General features: G+C 54.5%; 17 protein-coding genes. 11 read left to right on the top strand and 6 right to left on the bottom strand.

All coding sequences use genetic code 11. The annotated features are described in order from the left end of the window. Positions 1-8: 8 nt before the first annotated feature. Genes cheR through cheZ form a run of 4 tightly spaced genes read left to right on the top strand, consistent with a single transcriptional unit; the run spans position 9 to position 2982 of the window. Positions 9-875 (top strand): protein-glutamate O-methyltransferase CheR, encoded by an 867-nt coding sequence (gene cheR, locus OGV83_RS13465; RefSeq protein ID WP_047463139.1) that lies wholly within the window; start codon positions 9-11, stop codon positions 873-875. Then, positions 872-1921 (top strand): protein-glutamate methylesterase/protein glutamine deamidase, encoded by a 1050-nt coding sequence (cheB, locus tag OGV83_RS13470; RefSeq protein ID WP_012131966.1) that lies wholly within the window; start codon positions 872-874, stop codon positions 1919-1921. The genes cheR and cheB overlap by 4 nt, the downstream gene beginning before the upstream one ends. A 16-nt stretch (positions 1922-1937) precedes the next feature. After that, on the top strand, positions 1938-2327 hold the full coding sequence (gene cheY, locus OGV83_RS13475; RefSeq protein ID WP_012131967.1) for a chemotaxis response regulator CheY: 390 nt from the start codon (positions 1938-1940) through the stop codon (positions 2325-2327). Between the two features lie 10 nt (positions 2328-2337). Next, positions 2338-2982 (top strand): protein phosphatase CheZ, encoded by a 645-nt coding sequence (cheZ, locus tag OGV83_RS13480; RefSeq protein ID WP_012131968.1) that lies wholly within the window; start codon positions 2338-2340, stop codon positions 2980-2982. Between the two features lie 44 nt (positions 2983-3026). On the opposite strand, the gene OGV83_RS13485 is transcribed toward cheZ, so the two are convergent. The 4 genes from OGV83_RS13485 to OGV83_RS13500 all read right to left on the bottom strand — a co-directional run bounded on the left by OGV83_RS13485 (position 3027) and on the right by OGV83_RS13500 (position 8143). Further along, positions 3027-4184, bottom strand: a complete 1158-nt coding sequence (locus OGV83_RS13485; RefSeq protein ID WP_286463795.1) for a fimbrial protein — start codon at positions 4182-4184, stop codon at positions 3027-3029. Further along, the gene (locus OGV83_RS13490) at positions 4174-6717 is read right to left on the bottom strand and encodes a fimbria/pilus outer membrane usher protein (protein WP_286463797.1); all 2544 of its coding nucleotides are present in this window, start codon (positions 6715-6717) and stop codon (positions 4174-4176) included. Before OGV83_RS13490 ends, OGV83_RS13485 begins: the two co-directional genes overlap by 11 nt. A gap of 8 nt (positions 6718-6725) precedes the next feature. Continuing rightward, complete coding sequence (locus tag OGV83_RS13495; RefSeq protein ID WP_012131972.1) at positions 6726-7418, bottom strand: fimbrial biogenesis chaperone; 693 nt, start codon at positions 7416-7418, stop codon at positions 6726-6728. 149 nt (positions 7419-7567) lie between these two features. After that, positions 7568-8143 carry a fimbrial protein gene (locus tag OGV83_RS13500; RefSeq protein ID WP_012131973.1) on the bottom strand — a complete coding sequence of 192 codons (576 nt, stop codon included), beginning with the start codon at positions 8141-8143 and terminating at the stop codon, positions 7568-7570. 510 nt (positions 8144-8653) lie between these two features. Between OGV83_RS13500 and flhB the strand changes: the two genes are divergently transcribed. The 5 genes from flhB (at position 8654) to bglB (ending at position 15257) form a co-directional block, all read left to right on the top strand. After that, positions 8654-9805, top strand: a complete 1152-nt coding sequence (gene flhB, locus OGV83_RS13505) for a flagellar biosynthesis protein FlhB (protein ID WP_012131975.1) — start codon at positions 8654-8656, stop codon at positions 9803-9805. Continuing rightward, positions 9798-11876 (top strand): flagellar biosynthesis protein FlhA, encoded by a 2079-nt coding sequence (flhA, locus tag OGV83_RS13510; RefSeq protein WP_012131976.1) that lies wholly within the window; start codon positions 9798-9800, stop codon positions 11874-11876. The genes flhB and flhA overlap by 8 nt, the downstream gene beginning before the upstream one ends. Beyond that, a complete protein-coding gene (gene flhE, locus OGV83_RS13515; protein WP_286463798.1) occupies positions 11876-12268 on the top strand; it encodes a flagellar protein FlhE in 393 nt (130 codons plus the stop codon). Before flhA ends, flhE begins: the two co-directional genes overlap by 1 nt. 261 nt (positions 12269-12529) lie before the next feature. Then, positions 12530-14113, top strand: a complete 1584-nt coding sequence (locus OGV83_RS13520; RefSeq protein WP_012131978.1) for an MFS transporter — start codon at positions 12530-12532, stop codon at positions 14111-14113. A gap of 4 nt (positions 14114-14117) precedes the next feature. After that, the gene (gene bglB / locus OGV83_RS13525; protein ID WP_286463799.1) at positions 14118-15257 is read left to right on the top strand and encodes a beta-galactosidase BglB; all 1140 of its coding nucleotides are present in this window, start codon (positions 14118-14120) and stop codon (positions 15255-15257) included. 95 nt (positions 15258-15352) lie between these two features. Here the strand turns inward: bglB and mrdA2 are convergent, their stop codons facing one another. Together mrdA2 and argS are read right to left on the bottom strand one after the other, a co-directional pair. Continuing rightward, positions 15353-17194, bottom strand: a complete 1842-nt coding sequence (gene mrdA2, locus OGV83_RS13530; RefSeq protein WP_286463801.1) for a peptidoglycan DD-transpeptidase MrdA2 — start codon at positions 17192-17194, stop codon at positions 15353-15355. Between the two features lie 285 nt (positions 17195-17479). Then, a complete protein-coding gene (gene argS, locus OGV83_RS13535) occupies positions 17480-19213 on the bottom strand; it encodes an arginine--tRNA ligase (RefSeq protein ID WP_286463804.1) in 1734 nt (577 codons plus the stop codon). Between the two features lie 238 nt (positions 19214-19451). Between argS and OGV83_RS13540 the strand changes: the two genes are divergently transcribed. Both OGV83_RS13540 and cutC read left to right on the top strand, forming a co-directional pair. Continuing rightward, positions 19452-20021, top strand: a complete 570-nt coding sequence (locus OGV83_RS13540) for a VOC family protein (RefSeq protein ID WP_200053887.1) — start codon at positions 19452-19454, stop codon at positions 20019-20021. Between the two features lie 33 nt (positions 20022-20054). Beyond that, complete coding sequence (cutC, locus tag OGV83_RS13545; RefSeq protein ID WP_104868536.1) at positions 20055-20801, top strand: copper homeostasis protein CutC; 747 nt, start codon at positions 20055-20057, stop codon at positions 20799-20801. Positions 20802-20849: the final 48 nt, after the last annotated feature.

A 20849-nucleotide genomic window follows, 5' to 3' on the forward strand; every position in this document is an offset into this window, starting at 1 on the left:
AAGGCGCTATGACATCATCGCTGCCCACCGGGCAAACGTCATTATTGTTACAGATGACACAGCGCCTCGCGCTGTCTGACGCGCATTTTCGTCGGATATGTCAATTAATCTACCAGCGCGCGGGAATCGTGCTGGCGGACCACAAGCGGGATATGGTTTACAACCGCCTGGTCCGTCGCCTGAGAACGCTGGGGCTGGATGATTTCGGCCGTTATCTCAGCATGCTGGAAGCCAACCAGAACAGCGCTGAGTGGCAGGCTTTTATTAACTCATTGACCACTAACCTGACGGCCTTCTTCCGTGAAGCGCATCACTTCCCGGTACTGGCGGATCACGCGCGTCGCCGCAACGGGGAATACCGTGTGTGGAGCGCGGCGGCCTCTACCGGAGAGGAACCCTACAGCATCGCTATTACGCTGGCGGATGCCTTAGGGATGGCGCCGGGGCGCTGGAAAGTTTTCGCCAGCGATATCGACACCGAAGTGCTGGAAAAGGCGAGAAGCGGGATTTACCGTCAGGACGAGTTGAAAACGCTGTCGCCACAACAGTTGCAGCGTTATTTCATGCGCGGTACAGGCCCGCATGAAGGGCTGGTGCGCGTGCGACAGGAACTGGCTAATTACGTTGAGTTTTCCACCCTCAACCTGCTGGATAAACAGTACAACGTTCCCGGGCCATTCGACGCGATATTTTGCCGTAACGTCATGATCTATTTTGATAAAACAACGCAGCAGGACATTCTGCGTCGTTTTGTTCCACTCCTTAAGCCTGACGGACTGCTGTTTGCGGGTCACTCAGAAAACTTTAGCAACCTCGTGCGCGACTTTAGCCTGCGCGGACAGACGGTGTATGCGCTAAGTAAGGACAAAGCATGAGTAAAATCAGGGTGTTGTCGGTTGACGATTCAGCGCTGATGCGCCAAATCATGACCGAAATTATTAACAGCCATAGCGATATGGAAATGGTGGCGACGGCGCCCGATCCGCTGGTTGCCAGGGATTTAATCAAAAAATATAACCCCGATGTGCTGACGCTGGATGTGGAAATGCCGCGCATGGACGGTCTCGATTTTCTTGAGAAACTGATGCGTCTGCGTCCGATGCCGGTGGTTATGGTCTCCTCTCTGACCGGGAAAGGTTCAGAGGTGACGCTGCGCGCGCTGGAACTGGGGGCGATTGATTTTGTCACCAAGCCTCAGTTGGGCATTCGCGAGGGGATGCTGGCGTACAGCGAGATGATCGCAGAGAAAGTCCGCACCGCGTCACGCGCTCGCCTGGCGGCGCATAAGCCGATGGCTGCGCCTGTGACGCTAAAAGCGGGGCCGCTGCTCAGTTCTGAAAAACTGATCGCGATTGGCGCCTCGACGGGGGGAACCGAGGCCATACGTCATGTGCTGCAACCGCTGCCGCTTTCCAGTCCGGCGGTGATCATCACCCAGCATATGCCGCCCGGTTTTACCCGTTCGTTTGCCGAGCGGTTAAATAAGCTCTGCCAGATTAGCGTGAAAGAGGCGGAAGACGGCGAACGCGTGTTGCCTGGCCATGCCTACATCGCCCCCGGCGACAAGCATATGGAACTGACGCGCAGCGGGGCGAACTATCAAATCAAAATTCATGACGGGCCGCCGGTTAACCGCCATCGCCCGTCAGTGGATGTGCTGTTTCATTCGGTCGCGAAACATGCGGGGCGCAATGCGGTAGGGGTCATCCTTACCGGTATGGGCAACGATGGCGCGGCCGGAATGTTAGCGATGCACCAGGCTGGCGCCTGGACTATCGCGCAAAACGAAGCAAGTTGTGTGGTGTTCGGCATGCCGCGCGAGGCCATCAATATGGGTGGCGTGAGCGAAGTGGTCGATCTTAGCCAGGTAAGCCAGCAGATGCTGGCGAAAATCAGTGCCGGACAGGCAATACGTATTTAACGAGGAGTATTTTTTTATGGCGGACAAAGAGCTCAGATTTCTGGTTGTGGATGACTTTTCCACCATGCGTCGCATCGTGCGCAACCTGCTAAAAGAGCTGGGTTTCAATAACGTCGAAGAGGCCGAAGATGGCGTTGACGCACTGAACAAATTGCAGGCAAGCGGCTTTGACTTCGTAATTTCTGACTGGAACATGCCCAACATGGACGGTCTGGAACTGCTGAAAACGATTCGCGCTGATGGCGCAATGGCGTCATTGCCGGTGCTGATGGTGACCGCAGAAGCGAAGAAAGAGAACATTATTGCGGCTGCGCAGGCGGGTGCCAGCGGCTATGTGGTGAAACCGTTCACTGCGGCGACGCTGGAAGAGAAACTCAACAAAATTTTTGAGAAACTGGGCATGTGAGGGTCTGAGTATGATGCAACCACAAATTAAACCTGTTGATGAGCATTCAGCAGGGGACATCATTGCGCGCATCGGCAGTCTGACCCGAATGCTGCGTGACAGCCTGCGCGAACTGGGGCTGGATCAGGCGATAGCAGAAGCGGCGGAAGCGATTCCTGACGCGCGCGATCGTCTGGACTATGTTGTACAGATGACGGCGCAGGCGGCGGAACGTGCGCTGAACAGCGTTGAAGCCTCTCAGCCACACCAGGATGAAATGGAGAAGGGCGCCAAAGCGCTGACCAAACGCTGGGATGAGTGGTTCGAAAACCCGATTGAACTCGCCGACGCCCGCGAACTGGTTACGGATACGCGTAAATTCCTCGGTGATGTGCCGGGGCATACCAGCTTCACCAATGCGCAACTGCTGGACATCATGATGGCGCAGGATTTCCAGGATCTCACCGGTCAGGTTATCAAGCGCATGATGGATGTGATCCAGGAGATTGAGCGCCAGCTGCTGATGGTATTGCTGGAAAACATCCCTGAGCAAAATTCACGTCCGAAACGCGAGAATGAAAGCCTGCTCAATGGCCCACAGGTCGACACCACCAAAGCCGGCGTTGTCGCCAGCCAGGATCAGGTGGATGACCTGCTGGATAGCCTCGGGTTCTGATGCGGTAAGGTATCCTCAGGTTGTGCCGACAACCTGAGGAACGTTTAGCGCAGATCCATTTTTACCGTCACATTGCCCTCAAATTCGCCGGGCGCTGGCGTTGCGCTGGTCGTGCTCACCGATGCGGCTTTGATGCGTACCGCGCCGTTACCTTGCTCATCCATCGTCACCGGAAATTCAAAGGTGCCGTCCAGCGCAACATTTTGGTTGTCCTCACTAAAGATTCTCACTCCCAGGTCGTCTCTGCCGAGCATTTTGGCTATCAGGGGATCGCTGCTGTCTACAACCCCCTGGTCGGCGCTGAGCGTTAGCTTGATTCTGTCGGTATTTCCCACGGCATTGCCGTCGCAGTGGTAAGAGATATCAACGTTTTTCAGGGCGTAGCCTTCGGGAGGCTGACCCCTGGTGACAAACTGTTTACTCACAATTTTCCCCAGATCAACCTCAATGGTGCTTCCGGCATTAATCGTACAGCTCAGCGGGGCAGAGAGTGAGCCACTCAGCCAGATATTTGATACGTGCTGTGCGCTGCCAGCGTCGCAGCTTCCTGAGTCAAAATAGAGACAGGCGTAGTTTTGCACGAGTATCGTTGGGGGAATGACTTCGATACCGAGAATGGGCTTTTTGATATAAAACGTGGCGGCGATAACATTCCATCTGAACGTTCGCTTCGCGGGGGCGGGCGCGCCAGGATGGGTGCTGTCGCTACAGACGCTGGCGGAACCTTCGGTGGGTTTCATTGACTCGATCACTTTCCCCATCGACGACACCGGCGTCGGATACTGGTTAATGCTGATCTGAATCAGGCCGGTACCGTCCAGAGAATTAACGGCATCGCTATAACCTGCAACATCAATATCTATGTTTTCAGTCAGATAACCGTACCCGGCGATACCGGCATTAAGCGGGCTTCCGGCCAGCGTCAATTCCATTATTGCCGTTGATTCAAACACATTGCCAGGGCATGTGCAGTTTGCCGCCATTTCAACGCCGTTCCCGACAATATGCTCATCAAATTTAACAATATTGTTGGCCGTGTTGTCGTTTGCGTTGATTTCGTTGCTGAACGTGACGCTGTAATACTGTGGCGCGGTAAAGCAGTCACGCAGAATGGTTGCGGCCTGGGCTGTTGCGGACGCCATCAGGCAAAGACCTGCTGCGGACAATGAAAGACGTGCGTATTTTCCCATTTTACTTAACATTTTGCGGTTCCTGCTGACAAGTCGCGCTGAGGTAATGGATGCCGGTCGGGCTGACCGCGTGGTGTTCGCGATCCAGCGTGATGTGGGCTGTGCATTGTTGATCCTGTGAATTTCCCCATTTGACGCTTAACTGAACGTCGTCGGCGACCCCGGCCAGGTAAAGCGTACCCGTATCATCCACGATGCCGCTGATGGCGAGGGCGTCGACCGTCGCCATCGCGCCAAAAGGCACCGTCATGCCATTCGGGCGGGTTAATTTTATGAGCGTGCGATAGCCGACATGCGCATCAAAAGCGGCGGAAACGGCGGCATTGCGCGAAGGAATCACCGTCACGGCGGTTTCACTGGTATCAACGTCCTCCGGCAGGCTGCTGGTGTCGACGCGAATCCGGTTTTCCTGATAGGGGCTTAATGACGGGATGATGGCGTTGCCCTGCCAGTCAGTCTGAATGCCGCGCTGGTTTTGGAAGCGTACGCCCGATGCGCCGTTGGCGTTGACGATAGCAAACTGACTGCCTAAAGGCTGAGCCAGCGTGACACCGTGTGGATGGGCGACAATCGCACCGCTGACGCCGTAACTCAAGCGCTGCGTATCGTCAGAGGAGGTGTAGTAACCCGCATTGAGGTTGGCATATTGTGAGCGATAGCTACCGTATACGCTGCTGGTGTCTGCGCCGTCATGGTTGGAATGGCTCTGCTGGAAGGCGTAATTCAGGCGTTCATCGTCCAGCAGCGTACCGTTTAACCCGATATTTTGCTGGGTGTAGCCATGCTTGTTATTGCTGATGTTGTAGCTGCTCCAGGCCCCCGGTAGCCACTGACTTAACGGCACGCTGAAGCCGAAGGCGATCATCTGGTCGCTCTCTTCGCCGTTGCTTTTGCTGTAGGTATAAGCAAGGTGGATGCTGATATTTTTAATCGTGGTATTCAGGCCCGCCGAAATACTGCGCTCTTTGTAGGCGGTGCCCCAGTAATCCTGCTGATAACCGTTCAGGTAAAGGCTGGCGCCGGACACGTTCTGGCTTATGCTGGCCTGAATCCGGTTGCGTTTGTTAAAGCGAAACAGCAGATCATCTTCATGATCGTCGTACTTTTGATTCGCGTCGGCGAAACTGTAATAACCACGGGTAGAGTAGCGGTAGCTGGCCAGCGTAAAGTTTGTCTCCGTGGTGTCAATTTTCCCGGAGTAGAGCAGGCGATAAGACTGGCCGGTGTGCTGAGTGTCATCATCAAGCTGGGTTTTCGCCAGCGTCACATCGGCGGAAAGCGACCCGACGATGCCAAGGGAGAGGCCAGCTCCGCTGTTCATCGCCTGATAATCCTGCGCGGCGGTTACGCCGCCGAACAGCGTGACGCTATTGTTCAGGCCATAAATGAGGCTACCCTGCACGAAGTCCGGTTCATTTTGTTCGCTTCCGCTGTCTGCGCGATAGCGACCCGCGGTAACTTCATATTTCATATGCCCAGGACGCTGCATCACGGCGACGCTGGAATAAGGCTGGGTAAAGTGGCGCTCTGTGCCATCGGCCTCTTTTACCGTGACTTCCAGATCGCCGCTGTTGGTCGTGGAATAAAGGTCGTTAATTTCAAATGCGCCCGGCGCGACGTTTTGCTGATAGATGAGATAACCGTTCTGACGTACCGACACTTCGGCGTTGGAGCTGGCGATGCCGCGAATCACCGGCGCGTAGCCGCGCTGGCTGTAAGGCAGCATCTCTTCATCAGAGGCGATATTGACGCCACGGTATTGCAGACTGTCAAAAACGTCGCCCCGGGTGTTGCTTTCTCCCCCGGTAAACTGCGCTTTCAGGGCGTCAATATCGTGCTGCAAATAGGTGTTGATGGTTTCCCAGTGATGGCTGCCGTCAGTGTCGCTCCAGGTGGCGTAATTGCGCAGCCGCCAGCCACCGATATTGGTGCCGCTGCGCATATTCAGGTACTGGTTAGTGGTGCTGTTTTGCGTGTCGTCCTGGTTTTGTGAACCGGAAAAGGCGTAGTCGACAAAGGCGACGGGGACGCCGTCATCCCAGCGTGACGGATCAATATAACCTTTACCCGTGCCGGCAATGGCGGCCTGCGGGATGCTAAGGCGCAGCGTCATAACGGAGAAATCGAGCGTTGCCAGCGCCTGTGGGATATACGCGCTCAACGGTTCAGGCAGTGGCTTCGCCGCATTGAGTGCGGCTAATTCAGGATATTTATCGACCGCCACGCCCCATTTTCTTAGCATATCCGGCGTGAGCTGCGGCGTCAGTTCGCCGCCAGGCGTGCCGAGGTAGGTGATATCCGCATCATCCAGGCGCACATCGTTAATCATAACCCGGGAAGCGTAGACGCCGGGCAATTGCGCACTGGATTTAGAAAATAAGGAAAGATCGATATCCTGCTGCGTCAGCATATTCCCCTCCAGCGCAGAAGGCGAAAAGCGATACTCGCGCGCGTTCGCGACACAGGAAGAGACCAGCAACATACCGCCAAGGCAACGCACCAGTGGGGTGAGACGCTGACGTAAAAGAGGTGGGCCAAAAGCCATAAGGTGGTTTAATCCCGAGCCAGAGTGACAGTATATTTGTCAGAGGCGTTGCCGTAATCCGTAATGCAACGCCAGCTAACGGTGTTTCCCGAGGCGCTTTTCGGCACCGGGATTTGCACGCTGGACCTGGGAGTGACCATATCGGCTTTCTCAAGTCTGGTGTTGCCGAGCAGCAGACTGTCAAAGATGCTGTGAAACGCGCCTTCATTGACCACCGTTAACATTTCGCCGCGACGAACAAAATGCAGGTTCTTGCAGGTCTCGGTGGGCGTACCTTGCAAGCCCTTCGGACGCCAGAACAATTTCAGACGCGTTTTGTAAATCAGACGCAACACGTTTTTATCATCGTCTTCTTTGGCTGTACCGGGAATTGTGCGCACATTCATGTAGAACAGGGATTCCCGGTCTGTGGGAAGCGCGGTTCCATTCCAGGCAATACGCAGGCTTTGTTCTTTCTGCGGGTCAAGACGGAACAGTGGCGGCGTGACAATAAAAGGCCCACGCGTTTTACCGTCGCCGGTATCGGACCATGACTGGATCAGCCACGGCAGTTCCTTCTCTTTATTGACCAGCGGAAGGGCGACCTCTTTTTTCCCTGCGTCATAAATAATGCGCGTGCGGCCAACCTGAATTCCAGCGGCATGGCTAAATGATGTTAATATTACAGGGAGGCATAATAAAACCTGAGATACAGTACGCATAACCTTAACTTATATTAAGTGGACATATAAAAGCGGGGGAGATAATAGTCCGGGTCCATTTTCGGACTATTATCAGATTCGCCTTCCTGAAATAAATCTGTTAATGCCAGAAGATGCTATGGATTTTATCAATGAGTAAAGTCAGGTTATTAACGATAAAGTATATTTACGGTCATGTCCGCATCGGCCGGGCCCGCAGTGACGGTTTGCGCGAATGATTTATAACGGGCATTGAAATTCGCCTGAACAGAGTCGCCCGTCAGAGTGGGTAATTCGATAAACACCTGTCCTTCTCCTCCATCCATTGTAATGAGTTGCGTGTCTTTATTTTCCGGGCTAACGGCAATACCGACCCCTGTTGCCGCCGTATCTCCGGCGGTAGTGATTTTACTGACATCCAGTAATGTCGAAGAACCTGTCAGGGCGGTTGTCCCGTTAAACGTTAACTGAACGGCGGGCAGACCATCGCTTTTAAGTGGGCAATCCACTAATACAATGGAAAAGGGGGCAAGCGTTGATTCAGTTCCTGGAGTGGAAAAAAGCGAGGTGGGGTAAGTACCTAATGGCACGGTGCTGTTCGTTCCATCATCGCCCTGAATCTCACAACTGGGTTCGATAATTTGTCCTGTAAAGTGAATCGTACCGGCATTCAGTTCGGCGGCGAAGGTTCCCGTTGACGCCAGTGCCAGCAGTGCGCCTGATATAATATGTCCTCTTGCGTTCATAACTGTAGTTCCTTAACGGTGATATCCATGATATGAAATTGTTCAGTTTCAGATGGGGTGAATTTATTGCAAATAGAAAACGGGGTCAATATTAAATTATATCTATATGTGTGAATTTGAAATATATTCTGTGAATCAATGAAGGCTATTATACCGTCAGTGTCGCCTGCTTTCTGTGCATAAATATTGTAATAAAGTATTTTTTCTCTGGTGAAAATATAAATTGAAGAAATGAAAACCAGGTAATATATTTTAAAGACTTCTTTGATCTTGATGTCAGAAGGCGAAATTAACCTCCGTAATACAGGTTTATATAAATGCTCATTGTATTTTATGTCAATGAAATGTGATCCCACTTCCCTTATTCCGAAAATAAGACGCCTGACCGGCAGAGAAAATCCGCTTGCTGACAAACAAGACAAAAAGAGGGCGTTATGGGGGCTATTCCGCCTATTGACTGCGGCGTGTTCTGGCATGATCGATGCAACGTAATGGCAGCAGGCGTATGCAGTGGCAGAAGAGAGCGACGACGACAAAACAGAAGCCCCCACACCCCACCGACTTGAAAAAGCGCGGGAGGAAGGGCAAGTCCCCCGATCGAAGGAGTTGACCTCACTGCTGATTTTGCTGGTGGGCGTTTGCATTATCTGGATCGGCGGTGAGTCGCTGGCGCGTCGCCTGGCGGGGATGTTGTCGGCTGGGCTGCGTTTCGATCACAGCATGGTGAACGACCCCAATTTGATCCTCGGGCAGATTATTTTGCTGATTAAAGAGGCGATGATTGCGTTGCTGCCGCTCATCACTGGCGTTGTGCTGGTCGCGCTGATCTCGCCGGTCATGCTCGGCGGCCTGATTTTCAGCGGTAAATCACTGCAACCCAAATTTTCAAAACTGAATCCGCTATCGGGGATTAAACGCATGTTCTCCGCCCAGACCGGCGCGGAACTGCTGAAAGCAATCCTGAAATCGACGCTGGTGGGAAGCGTGGCGGGATTTTATCTCTGGCATCACTGGCCGGAGATGATGCGCCTGATGGCGGAATCTCCGGTTACGGCGATGGGCAACGCGCTTGATTTAGTCGGGCTGTGCGCGCTTCTGGTTGTACTGGGCGTGATTCCGATGGTGGCGTTTGACGTCGTTTTTCAGATCTTCAGCCACCTGAAGAAACTGCGGATGTCGCGTAAAGATATTCGCGATGAATTTAAAGAGAGTGAAGGCGATCCGCACATCAAAGGGAAAATTCGCCAGATGCAGCGTGCGGCTGCGCAGCGTCGCATGATGGAAGATGTGCCCAAAGCGGATGTCATCGTGACTAACCCGACGCATTACTCGGTTGCGTTGCAGTACGACGAAAACAAAATGAGTGCGCCAAAAGTGGTCGCCAAAGGCGCGGGACTGGTGGCTCTGCGCATTCGCGAAATCGGCGCGGAACATCGGGTGCCGACCTTAGAAGCGCCCCCGCTGGCGCGCGCCTTGTATCGGCATGCTGAAATTGGTCAGCAAATCCCCGGCCAGCTCTATGCCGCAGTGGCAGAAGTGCTGGCATGGGTATGGCAGCTCAAACGCTGGCGTCTTGCCGGTGGACAACGTCCTCCACAACCTGAAAATCTTCCTGTGCCCGAAGCACTGGATTTTATGAACGAGAAGAATACTGATGGCTAATCTGGTCGCGATGCTGCGCCTGCCCAGCAACCTGAAATCCACGCAATGGCAAATTCTTGCCGGGCCGATCCTCATCCTGCTGATTTTGTCGATGATGGTGCTGCCGCTGCCCGCCTTCATCCTCGACCTGCTGTTCACCTTTAATATCGCGCTGTCGATCATGGTGCTGTTGGTGGCGATGTTCACCCAGCGCACGCTGGAATTTGCCGCATTCCCGACAATATTGCTTTTCACCACGCTGTTGCGCCTGGCGCTGAACGTGGCGTCAACCCGTATCATCCTGATGGAAGGGCATACCGGTGCAGCGGCGGCGGGGAAAGTGGTCGAGGCGTTTGGTCACTTCCTGGTCGGCGGCAACTTTGCGATCGGTATTGTGGTGTTCGTCATTCTCGTCATCATCAACTTTATGGTTATCACCAAGGGCGCCGGGCGTATCGCGGAAGTGGGCGCGCGTTTCGTGCTGGACGGGATGCCCGGTAAGCAGATGGCGATCGACGCCGACCTGAACGCTGGTCTGATTGGCGAAGATGAAGCGAAAAAACGGCGTGCTGAAGTAACGCAGGAAGCGGATTTCTACGGGTCAATGGACGGTGCGAGTAAGTTTGTGCGCGGGGATGCCATCGCCGGTATCTTAATCATGGTCATTAACATCGTGGGCGGCCTGCTGGTGGGGGTTCTGCAACACGGGATGGACATGGGGCACGCGGCGGAAAGTTACACCCTGCTGACGATCGGCGACGGCCTGGTGGCGCAAATCCCGGCGCTGGTGATCTCTACGGCGGCGGGCGTTATCGTCACCCGCGTGAGCACCGACCAGGATGTGGGCGAACAGATGGTGGGGCAACTGTTCAGCAACCCGAGCGTGATGCTGCTCAGCGCATCGGTTCTCGGCCTGCTTGGTCTGGTGCCGGGGATGCCAAACCTGGTGTTCCTGATGTTTACGGCGGCGCTATTGGGCCTTGCCTGGTGGCTGCGCGGGCGTGAACAAAAACCACCGGCAGAGCCGCAGGCCGTCAAGATGCCGGAAAATAATTCGGTGGTTGAAGCCACCTGGAACGATGTACAGCTTGAAGATTCGCTGGGCATGGAGGTGGGCTACCGCCTGATCCCGATGGTGGATTTCCAGCAGGACGGCGAACTGCTCGGGCGAATCCGCAGTATTCGTAAAAAGTTTGCCCAGGATATGGGCTTCCTGCCGCCGGTGGTACACATTCGCGACAATATGGACTTACAGCCAGCGCGCTATCGCATTCTGATGAAAGGGGTAGAAATTGGCAGCGGCGACGCCTATCCGGGGCGCTGGCTGGCGATTAACCCTGGCACGGCGGCGGGAACGCTGCCGGGCGAACAGACTGTCGATCCCGCTTTTGGCCTGGACGCCATCTGGATCGAAAGCGCGCTGAAAGAGCAGGCGCAGATTCAGGGCTTCACCGTGGTGGAAGCCAGCACCGTCGTGGCGACGCATCTTAACCACTTGATTGGTCAGTTTGCCGCAGAGTTGTTTGGTCGCCAGGAGGCGCAGCAACTGCTGGATCGCGTATCACAAGAGATGCCAAAGCTGACGGAAGATTTGGTGCCTGGCGTTGTAACGCTCACGACCCTGCATAAAGTGTTGCAGAACCTGCTGGATGAAAAAGTGCCGATCCGTGATATGCGCACGATTCTGGAAACGCTGGCGGAACATGCGCCGTTGCAAAGCGATCCGCATGAATTAACCGCCGTGGTGCGTGTGGCGCTGGGCAGGGCGATTACGCAGCAGTGGTTCCCGGGCAATGACGAAGTGCAGGTGATTGGGCTGGATACTCCGCTGGAGCGCCTGCTGTTGCAGGCGTTACAGGGCGGTGGCGGCCTTGAGCCGGGGCTGGCCGATCGCTTGCTGGCGCAAACCCAGGAGGCGCTGTCCCGTCAGGAAATGCTGGGCGCGCCGCCGGTTCTGCTGGTGAACCACGCGCTACGCCCGCTGCTGTCGCGCTTTTTACGCCGGAGTTTGCCGCAGCTGGTGGTGTTGTCGAACATGGAGCTTTCTGATAATCGCAACATCCGTATGACGGCGACAATTGGAGGGAAATAATGCGTAAATTACTCGGTTTATTGTTATTTCCGCTGGCGGTACAGGCCGCCGGAGAAGGGGCGTGGCGGGCCAGCAGTATCGGCATTACCCTGAACCATCGTGGGGTGTCGGCGTCGTCTGCTCCATTGTCGTCAGGCCAGCCGGTGTCCGGTTTAATGACGCTGGTCGCCTGGCGCTATGAACTGAATGGCCCGACGCCGGCGGGGCTTCGGGTGCGTTTGTGTTCACAGTCCCGTTGCGTGGAGCTGGACGGACAGAGCGGAACCACCCACGGGTTCGCGAATGTGCCTGCCGCTGAACCGTTGCGCTTCGTGTGGGAGGTGCCGGGCGGCGGGCGACTGATTCCCGCATTAAAAGTGCAGCGTAATCAGGTGATTGTAAACTATCGTTAACTCTCCGCGCCAACAGCAGCCAGCAGACAACGTGCTGGCTGCCTCACAATTTTGACCCCATCTTTTGATTCAATAGAAACGCTGTTTTATAAATCGGTGACGCGCGTTGCCAGACTCTTTGTATTTTTGCCATCTCGTCTGATGGTGTGGCAAAAATGAAAAGGTTTCACTTCCTGTTAGCTTTTACTGTGGCCGTGTAAAAACTCCCTTTGGCGAAGCCAATATGCCGGGGGTCTCCCAACAATTTGCAGGGTTAACGGCATGAAAACACGTAAAATTGGATTGGCGAATTATTTAGCCTATGGTTCGGGCGATTTTCTGGGCGCAGGAACCACTGCATTAACCGCCGCATGGTTACTCTATTTCTATACGACCTTCTGTGGCCTTACGCCGATTGAGGCGACATTCATTTTCGCTGCCGCGAGGGTTCTGGATGCGGTCGTCAGCCCGCTGATGGGCTTTCTGACCGATAACTTCGGGTCGACCTGGTTCGGCAGACGCTTTGGCCGTCGTAAATTCTTTATTCTGCTGGGTATTCCATGCGTCTTTAGCTACTCGCTCATGTGGGTTGGCGATATGGGATTCTGGTACTACCTGCTGACTTATCTGCTGTTCGACATTGTCTACACCATGATTCTTGTCCCTTACGAGACGCTGGTGCCGGAAATGACCGATGACTTCAAACAGAAGACCCGGTTCTCCGGGGCGCGTATCTCAATGGCGCAGATGTCTGCGATTCTGGCCTCGTTCCTGCCGGGCATCCTGCTGACTGCCTTTGGTAAAGACAACCCCGTTTCTTTTTTCTATGCCAGCCTGGTGTTCTCGGTGCTGTGCGCGCTGATGCTGACTTTTGTGTGGTTCTTTACCTGGGAGCGCCCGCGCGAAGAGTGGACGGAGGCGGCGCTGCGCGCGGAGGAAGAGAAGAAAAGCCTGACGTTCAGCCAGAGTATGAGTCGTTTGTTTGTTGAGCTGAGCTCGACGCTGCGCATCAAGATTTTCCGCCAGCATCTGGGGATGTATCTTGGGGGATATATCGCACAGGACGTCTTTAACGCCGTCTTTACCTGGTATGTTGTTTTTGTCCTGATGCAGGAAGCCTCACTGGCGTCGAATCTGCTCGGTACGATGGCTATCTTCCAGTTCATTGCGGTGATTGCCATGATCCCGCTGTGCATTCGCTTCGGGCCCGCGCCGTCATACCGGATGGTCGTGGTGCTCTTTGGTCTGAGTTCTCTCTCTTATGCCGTTCTTTATTATGCGGGCTTAAGCGATGTTTATTCGCTGCTGCTGCTGATCTCAGCGCTGGCGGGGCTTGGTCGCGGCGGGATCAACTATGTGCCGTGGAATACCTACACCTATATTGCCGATGTTGATGAGGTGATTACCGGTCAACGGCGGGAAGGGATCTTCGCGGGCATCATGACGCTGACCCGTAAAGCCTCTCAGGCCGGGGCCGTCATGCTGGTCGGGATTGTGATGCAGATGTCTGGTTTTGTATCAGGGCAGAGCATACAGCCTGAAGCGGTCAGTCATACCATTCTGCTGATTCTGAGCTGCGGCACGCTGTCCGTGCTGGCCTTTGGTTTCCTGGTTTCTTTGCGTTTCAAACTGAATTTGCAAACGCACGGCACCCTGCGTGAAGAGACCGCCAAAATGCGTGAGTCGGGCCGGGTGATGCCGGAAGCCATCACGCCGCAGGCGCGTGCGACCGTCGAGATGCTCTCCGGTATGCCGTATGAATCACTGTGGGGTAACAACAATATTGGTTATCTGAACCGTAATAAACCTGCGGCGCCTTCGCTTCAACAGGGCGCTGCGCTGAATTCGACATTGAACAGAGGTTAAGGATATGAAAGTTTGGCCCGTCAAACACAGCCCATTATTACGTCAGCCGGAGCGATTTATCTCCCGGAAAGCGCTGCAAGCCTTGATTCAGACGGTGACGAACAATCTGGTCAATATCAGGGATGAGAGCGGACAATTTCTGCTGCGCCTGGACGATGGCCGGGTGATTGATACCAAAGGCTGGGCAGGATGGGAGTGGACGCATGGCGTCGGTCTGTACGGTATGCATCAGTATTATCAACAGACCGGTGATGAGAAAATGCGCGACATTATCGATAACTGGTTTGCCGAGCGTTTCGCCGAAGGCGCGACCACCAAAAACGTTAACACGATGGCGCCGTTTTTGACGCTGGCGTATCGCTATGAAGAGACGCGTAACCCGGCGTATCTGCCCTGGCTTGAGTCCTGGGCGGAGTGGGCGATGAATGAGATGCCGCGCACCGATCATGGTGGTATGCAGCACATGACGCTGGCGGAAGAAAACCATCAGCAGATGTGGGATGACACGCTGATGATGACGGTGATGCCGCTGGCGAAGATTGGCAAACTGCTCAACCGCCCGGAGTATGTGGAAGAGGCGATTTATCAGTTCCTGCTGCACGTACAGAACCTGATGGATAAAGAGACCGGTCTGTGGTTCCACGGCTGGAGTTATGATGGACATCATAACTTTGCCAGGGCTCGCTGGGCGCGGGGTAACAGTTGGCTTACCATCGTGATTCCAGATTTCCTGGAACTGGTCGATTTGCCGGAGAAGAACGCGGTTCGCCGCTATCTGATTCAGGTTCTGAACGCGCAGATCGCCGCGCTGGCAAATTGTCAGGATGAGAGTGGGCTATGGCATACCCTGCTGGACGATCCTGATTCCTATCTGGAGGCCTCGGCAACGGCGGGTTTCGCCTACGGCATTCTGAAAGCGGTGCGTAAACGCTATGTTGGGGCGGAATATGCGCAGACGGCTGAAAGCGCGATTCGCGGTATCGTGAAACACATTTCGCCGGAAGGCGAGCTGCTGCAAACGTCCTTTGGCACGGGAATGGGGCACGATCTGGATTTCTATCGCGACATTCCGCTGACATCAATGCCGTACGGGCAGGCGATGGCGATACTGTGTCTGACAGAGTATTTGCGTAAGTATTTTTGAGAGGGACGCCCGATGGCGCTGCGCTTATCGGGCCTACGGTTCGACGCAGTTTGTAGGCCGGATAAGGCGTTTACGCCGCCATCCGGCATGTGCTGTTATTGCGGCGCAAAAAGGTGATCCATGATTTGCCGCATCACCGGCGCGGCGGTCACGCCGTCGCTGCCGCCGTTTTCCAGAATCAACGCCACCGCGACTTTCGGGTTTTTATACGGCGCGAAAGCGGTGTAAAACACATGGTCGCGCAGACGGATGGGGATCATTTTCGCATTATAGGTCTGGTTTTCTTTCAGACTGAACACTTGCGAAGTGCCGCTTTTGGCCGCAATACCGTAGGGAGCGGTGTGGAAGAATTTATAACCGGTGCCATTCGGCGCATTTGCCATACCAAACATCGCCTGTCGCACCAGCCCCCAATAAGGCGAGGCGGCATCGGCAATCTGCGTTTCCGTCTGAGGCTCCTGCCAGGGCATGACGGTCTTGCCGGACACTTCACTCTGAAGCAGGTGAGGGGCGATCACTTTCCCGTTGTTGATCAGCGCTACCATCGCTTTCACCATCTGGATCGGCGTGGCAATCCAGTACCCCTGGCCGATACCGACTGAAATCGTATCCCCCTGATACCAGGCTTTTTTATGTACTCTCTCTTTCCACTCGCGGCTGGGCAGCAGGCCGTTATACTCTTCATCCAGATCGATACCGGTGGGCTTACCGTAACCAAATTGACCGAGCATGGTGTTAATGCGATCGATCCCCATCATCCAGGCAACCTGATAGAAAAAGGTGTCTGCGGATTCTTCAATCGCTTTGGTGACATCCAGCATACCGTGGCCGGTTTTTTTCCAGTCGCGGTAATGACGTTGCGTGCCGGGGAGCGTCCAGGTCGGCGCGCCGAAGAAGGTGGTTTGCGGCGTGATAACGCCGTTTAACAGCGCAGACATTGCGATATAAGGTTTCACCGTGGAGGCGGGCGGGTACAGCCCCTGGGTGACGCGGTTAATCAACGGCAGATCTTTATCATGCAGTAACCTGCCGTAATCCTGATGGCTGATGCCCTTCACAAACGGGTTTGGATCATAGCTGGGCGTGGAGACCATCGCCAGCACTGAACCGTCGTGGGGATCTTCGACCAGCACTGCCGCGCGCTGACCGGCAAGCAGGCTTTCTATATATTCCTGTAGATGTAAATCCAGCGTCAGGTGGATGTCTTTGCCGGCAACGGGCGGGACATTTTTTAACAGGCGCACGATGCGTCCGTGGTTATCCACTTCGACCTCCCGGTAGCCCGTTTTGCCGTGCAGATCATTTTCGTAATAGCGTTCAATGCCCTGCTTACCGATGTTGTGATCGGCGGCATAGTTTTCAGCCAGACCTTTTTCATCCAGCGCTTTCAGGTCGCTGTCGTTAATCTTCGACACGTAACCGAGCACATGCGCCAGCTCCGCGCCGTAGGGGTACTGACGGTCTTCATAACTGTTGATCGTCACGCCGTTGAAATGGAACTGGTTAACGGAAAAGCGGGCAATTTCGACGTCCGACAGCGCGTTTTTCAATACCACCGGGCGATAGCGGCTGCCTGATTTCAACGCATGGTGAAAGGCCGCAATATCATCAGGCGTGAGATCCACGAGAGGGGTAAGCTGACGTAACAGCGCGTCCATGTCGGCAATTTTGTATGGGGTGACGGAAATATCATACCAGGTGATATTGCGCACCAGCGGAATACCGTTGCGATCGTAGATGATGCCGCGCGTCGGGGCGACGGGCAGCATTTTGATGTCATTTTCGTTTGAGCGGGTCGTGTAATACTGATGCTGACGGATTTGTAAATCGTAGAGATTGACAATCAGGACGCCAAAGCAGACAACCACCAGGCCAAAGGCCACTATCACGCGTCTCAGAAAGAGTTTTTCTTCCGCAGCAAAATCTTTAAACGTCATTGTCCACACCCGATAAATTCGCCGCCTAATAATACGGAGGCGTCACCGGCATGACAGACAAAAGATGTTCCATCTCTCTACGGAAATGTGTCATTCCTTGTGAGTCGTTACAAATTACAGTTAACGTAGCCGTTTCTCGTAGGCTGGATAAGGCGTTTACGCCGCCATCCGGCAAGGTGCGCCTTACCGCCTGATGGCGCTTCGCTTATCAGGCCTACGAGGGCGGTCATTCGGGAAAATAAAAAACCCGCGACATAGCGCGGGTTTTCACATCACTCGATGTGATTACATCCGTTCTACGGTCTCAATACCCAGCGTATCCAGACCCAGTTTCAGCGTTTTCGCGGTCAGTTGCGCCAGTTTCAGACGGCTGTTACGAACCTCTTCGTTTTCCGCGCTGAGGATCGGGCAGTGCTCGTAGAAGCCAGAGAACAAACCGGCAACATCATACAGGTAGGCGCACATCACATGCGGCGTACCTTCACGCGCGACCACGGTCAGCGTTTCTTCAAACTGCAACAGGCGCGCAGCCAGCTGGGCTTCGCGATCTTCACGGATAACGACCGGCGCGCTGGACAGGGCGCTCTCGTCAATCTCCGCTTTACGGAACACGGACAGCACGCGGGTATAGGCATACTGCATATATGGCGCGGTGTTGCCTTCGAACGCCAGCATGTTGTCCCAGTCGAAGATGTAGTCAGTAGTGCGGTTTTTGGAGAGATCCGCATATTTCACCGCGCCGATACCAACCGCGTTGGCCAGTTTTTCCAGCTCGTCGGCAGGCATATCCGGGTTCTTCTCGGACACCAGACGGCGTGCGCGTTCCAGTGCTTCATCCAGCAGATCGGCCAGCTTCACCGTACCGCCCGCGCGGGTTTTGAACGGCTTGCCGTCTTTACCAAGCATCATGCCGAACATATGGTGTTCCAGCGGCACGGAATCCGGCACGTAACCGGCTTTGCGTACGATGGTCCATGCTTGCATCAGGTGCTGATGCTGGCGGGAGTCGATGTAGTACAGCACGCGATCCGCATGCAGCGTTTCATAGCGGTATTTCGCGCAGGCGATGTCGGTGGTGGTGTAGAGATAGCCGCCATCTTTCTTCTGAATGATCACGCCCATCGGTTCGCCTTCCTTGTTTTTATATTCATCAAGGAAAACAACGGTTGCGCCTTCGCTTTCAACCGCCAGACCCTGAGCTTTCAGGTCGGCGACGATGCCGGGCAGCATCGGGTTATACAGGCTTTCACCCATCACATCGTCACGGGTTAACGTAACGTTCAGGCGATTGTAGGTGATCTGGTTCTGCGTCATGGTGATGTCGACCAGCTTGCGCCACATGTCGAGGAAGTACGGGTCGCCGCCCTGTAGTTTCACCACGTAGTTACGCGCGCGCTCGGCGAACGCTTCGTCTTCATCGTAATGTTTTTTCGCATCACGGTAGAAACCTTCGAGGTCGGCCAGCGCCATTTCACCTGCGTTTTCCTGCTGCTGTTTTTCCAGCCAGGCAATAAGCATACCGAACTGTGTTCCCCAGTCGCCGACGTGGTTAGCGCGGATAACGTGATGGCCGAGGAACTCCAGCGTGCGCACGGCGGCATCGCCGATGATGGTGGAGCGCAGGTGGCCGACATGCATCTCTTTCGCGACGTTAGGCGCGGAGTAGTCGATAACCACGGTCTGTTTCGCAGGCTTAGCCACGCCCAGACGCTCAGAAGCCAGCGCCTGTTGAACATGTTCAGCAAGAAATGCCGGGTCGAGGAAAATATTGATAAAGCCAGGACCTGCGATTTCAACCTTGCTGGCGATGCCGTTGAGATCCAGATGAGTCAGCACCTGCTCTGCAAGTTGTCGCGGCGCCATACCCAGTTTTTTAGCAACTGCCATCATGCCGTTGGCCTGATAGTCGCCGAACTGTACTTTTGCTGACTGACGAACCTGCGGTTCGCAATTTGCAGGCGCGCCTGCAACAATCATGGCCTGACTAACTTTTTCTGAGAGAAGAGCCTGAATATTCACCGGAATACCTTACGTGTAAGACGCGGATTAACTGAGTCCGCGCCAGTTTAAGAATTTAGGGCGGGAGTATACTGCAAATGCCCGTTGGCGTCAGCATTGCGCGCGCGCCGTATCGCTGGAAATATGCGCAATAAAATTATGCATAAGCATTCATTTTATATTCAAAGAAATCAGCGGTTGGTTGGCGATGCACAACAGAGTAAATTAGCGACTTTGTACACCGATAAGAGTTTTGATTATGGCGAACTGGCAGACTATTGACGAACTGCATGATATTTCCGCAGATTTACCGCGATTCACTCTGGCGTTCAGAGAACTTTCCACTCGCCTCGGTCTGGATTTCGCACCGCTTGAAGCCGATCACATTTCTTTGCGCTGCCACCAGAATGCGACCGCTGAGCGCTGGCGTCGCGGATTTGAACAGTGCGGCGAGCTGCTGTCGGAAAATATCATCAACGGCAGGCCGATCTGCCTGTTCAAATTACATGAGCCTGTTTGCGTCGAACACTGGCGGTTTTCGATTGTTGAATTGCCGTGGCCGGGTGAAAAACGCTACCCGCATGAAGGCTGGGAACATATCGAAATTGTCCTCCCGGGCGAGCCGGAGAGCCTGAACGCGCGGGCACTGGCGCTGTTGTCCGACGAGGGGCTGAGCCAGCCGGGCATTGTCGTGAAAACCAGTTCGCCGAAAGGGGCGCGCGAGCGTCTGCCGAACCCGACGCTGGCCGTGACCGACGGCAAGGTGACCATTAAATTTCATCCCTGGTCAATTGAGGCCATTGTGGCAAGCGAACAGTCAGCCGACTGACGTGACGCGCGAAAACGCTAAAAAGGAGTGAACATGGCGTTACTGGAGATCTGTTGTTACAGCATGGAATGTGCGCTCACCGCGCAGCAAAATGGCGCGGATCGCATTGAATTGTGCGCGGCGCCAAAAGAGGGGGGACTGACGCCATCGTTGGGCGTGCTGCGCACGGTTCGCCAGCATGTCGCGATTGCGGTGCATCCCATTATTCGTCCTCGCGGCGGCGACTTCTGTTATAGCGATGGTGAATTTGCCGCAATGCTTGAGGATGTGCGTACTGTCAGAGAACTGGGATTTCCCGGTCTGGTTACTGGCGTGCTGGATGTCGATGGCAATGTGGATCTCGCGCGAATGGAGAAAATAATGGCCGCCGCCGGGCCGCTGGCCGTCACTTTTCATCGCGCGTTTGATATGTGCGCTAATCCATTCAATGCACTGAAGAATCTCGCGGATTTGGGTGTCGCCAGAGTGCTCACTTCAGGGCAAAAATCAGATGCGGTGCACGGTTTGCCAATAATTATGGAACTTATTGCGCAGGGCGATGCTCCAATCATTATGGCCGGAGCAGGGGTACGTTCAGAGAATCTGCAACGTTTCCTTGATGCCGGGGTGCAGGAAGTGCACAGCTCCGCAGGAGCGTGGCAAGCCTCACCAATGCGTTATCGCAATCATGGATTGTCCATGTCAACTGACGCACAAGCGGACGAGTATTCGCGCTATGCGGTAGACGGGGCGGCGGTTGCTGAAATGAAAGGAGTCATTGTGCGCCATCAGGCCAATTGATTTTTACCGTTGCATCATGTCGCCCAATATGATGCTTGCTCGTACCAG

Origin of the sequence: Citrobacter sp. CK189 (assembly GCF_030333505.1) — a bacterium.
GTDB classification, from domain to species: Bacteria; Pseudomonadota; Gammaproteobacteria; order Enterobacterales; family Enterobacteriaceae; genus Citrobacter_B; species Citrobacter_B koseri.

What these genes read in the sequence shown, in the direction of transcription:
- cheR (WP_047463139.1), top strand. Translation starts at nt 9, where the DNA reads ATGACATCATCGCTGCCCACCGGGCAAACGTCATTATTGTTACAGATG.
- cheB (WP_012131966.1), top strand. Translation starts at nt 872, where the DNA reads ATGAGTAAAATCAGGGTGTTGTCGGTTGACGATTCAGCGCTGATGCGC.
- cheY (WP_012131967.1), top strand. Translation starts at nt 1,938, where the DNA reads ATGGCGGACAAAGAGCTCAGATTTCTGGTTGTGGATGACTTTTCCACC.
- cheZ (WP_012131968.1), top strand. Translation starts at nt 2,338, where the DNA reads ATGATGCAACCACAAATTAAACCTGTTGATGAGCATTCAGCAGGGGAC.
- OGV83_RS13485 (WP_286463795.1), bottom strand. Translation starts at nt 4,184, where the DNA reads ATGTTAAGTAAAATGGGAAAATACGCACGTCTTTCATTGTCCGCAGCA.
- OGV83_RS13490 (WP_286463797.1), bottom strand. Translation starts at nt 6,717, where the DNA reads ATGGCTTTTGGCCCACCTCTTTTACGTCAGCGTCTCACCCCACTGGTG.
- OGV83_RS13495 (WP_012131972.1), bottom strand. Translation starts at nt 7,418, where the DNA reads ATGCGTACTGTATCTCAGGTTTTATTATGCCTCCCTGTAATATTAACA.
- OGV83_RS13500 (WP_012131973.1), bottom strand. Translation starts at nt 8,143, where the DNA reads ATGAACGCAAGAGGACATATTATATCAGGCGCACTGCTGGCACTGGCG.
- flhA (WP_012131976.1), top strand. Translation starts at nt 9,798, where the DNA reads ATGGCTAATCTGGTCGCGATGCTGCGCCTGCCCAGCAACCTGAAATCC.
- flhE (WP_286463798.1), top strand. Translation starts at nt 11,876, where the DNA reads ATGCGTAAATTACTCGGTTTATTGTTATTTCCGCTGGCGGTACAGGCC.
- OGV83_RS13520 (WP_012131978.1), top strand. Translation starts at nt 12,530, where the DNA reads ATGAAAACACGTAAAATTGGATTGGCGAATTATTTAGCCTATGGTTCG.
- bglB (WP_286463799.1), top strand. Translation starts at nt 14,118, where the DNA reads ATGAAAGTTTGGCCCGTCAAACACAGCCCATTATTACGTCAGCCGGAG.
- mrdA2 (WP_286463801.1), bottom strand. Translation starts at nt 17,194, where the DNA reads ATGACGTTTAAAGATTTTGCTGCGGAAGAAAAACTCTTTCTGAGACGC.
- OGV83_RS13540 (WP_200053887.1), top strand. Translation starts at nt 19,452, where the DNA reads ATGGCGAACTGGCAGACTATTGACGAACTGCATGATATTTCCGCAGAT.
- cutC (WP_104868536.1), top strand. Translation starts at nt 20,055, where the DNA reads ATGGCGTTACTGGAGATCTGTTGTTACAGCATGGAATGTGCGCTCACC.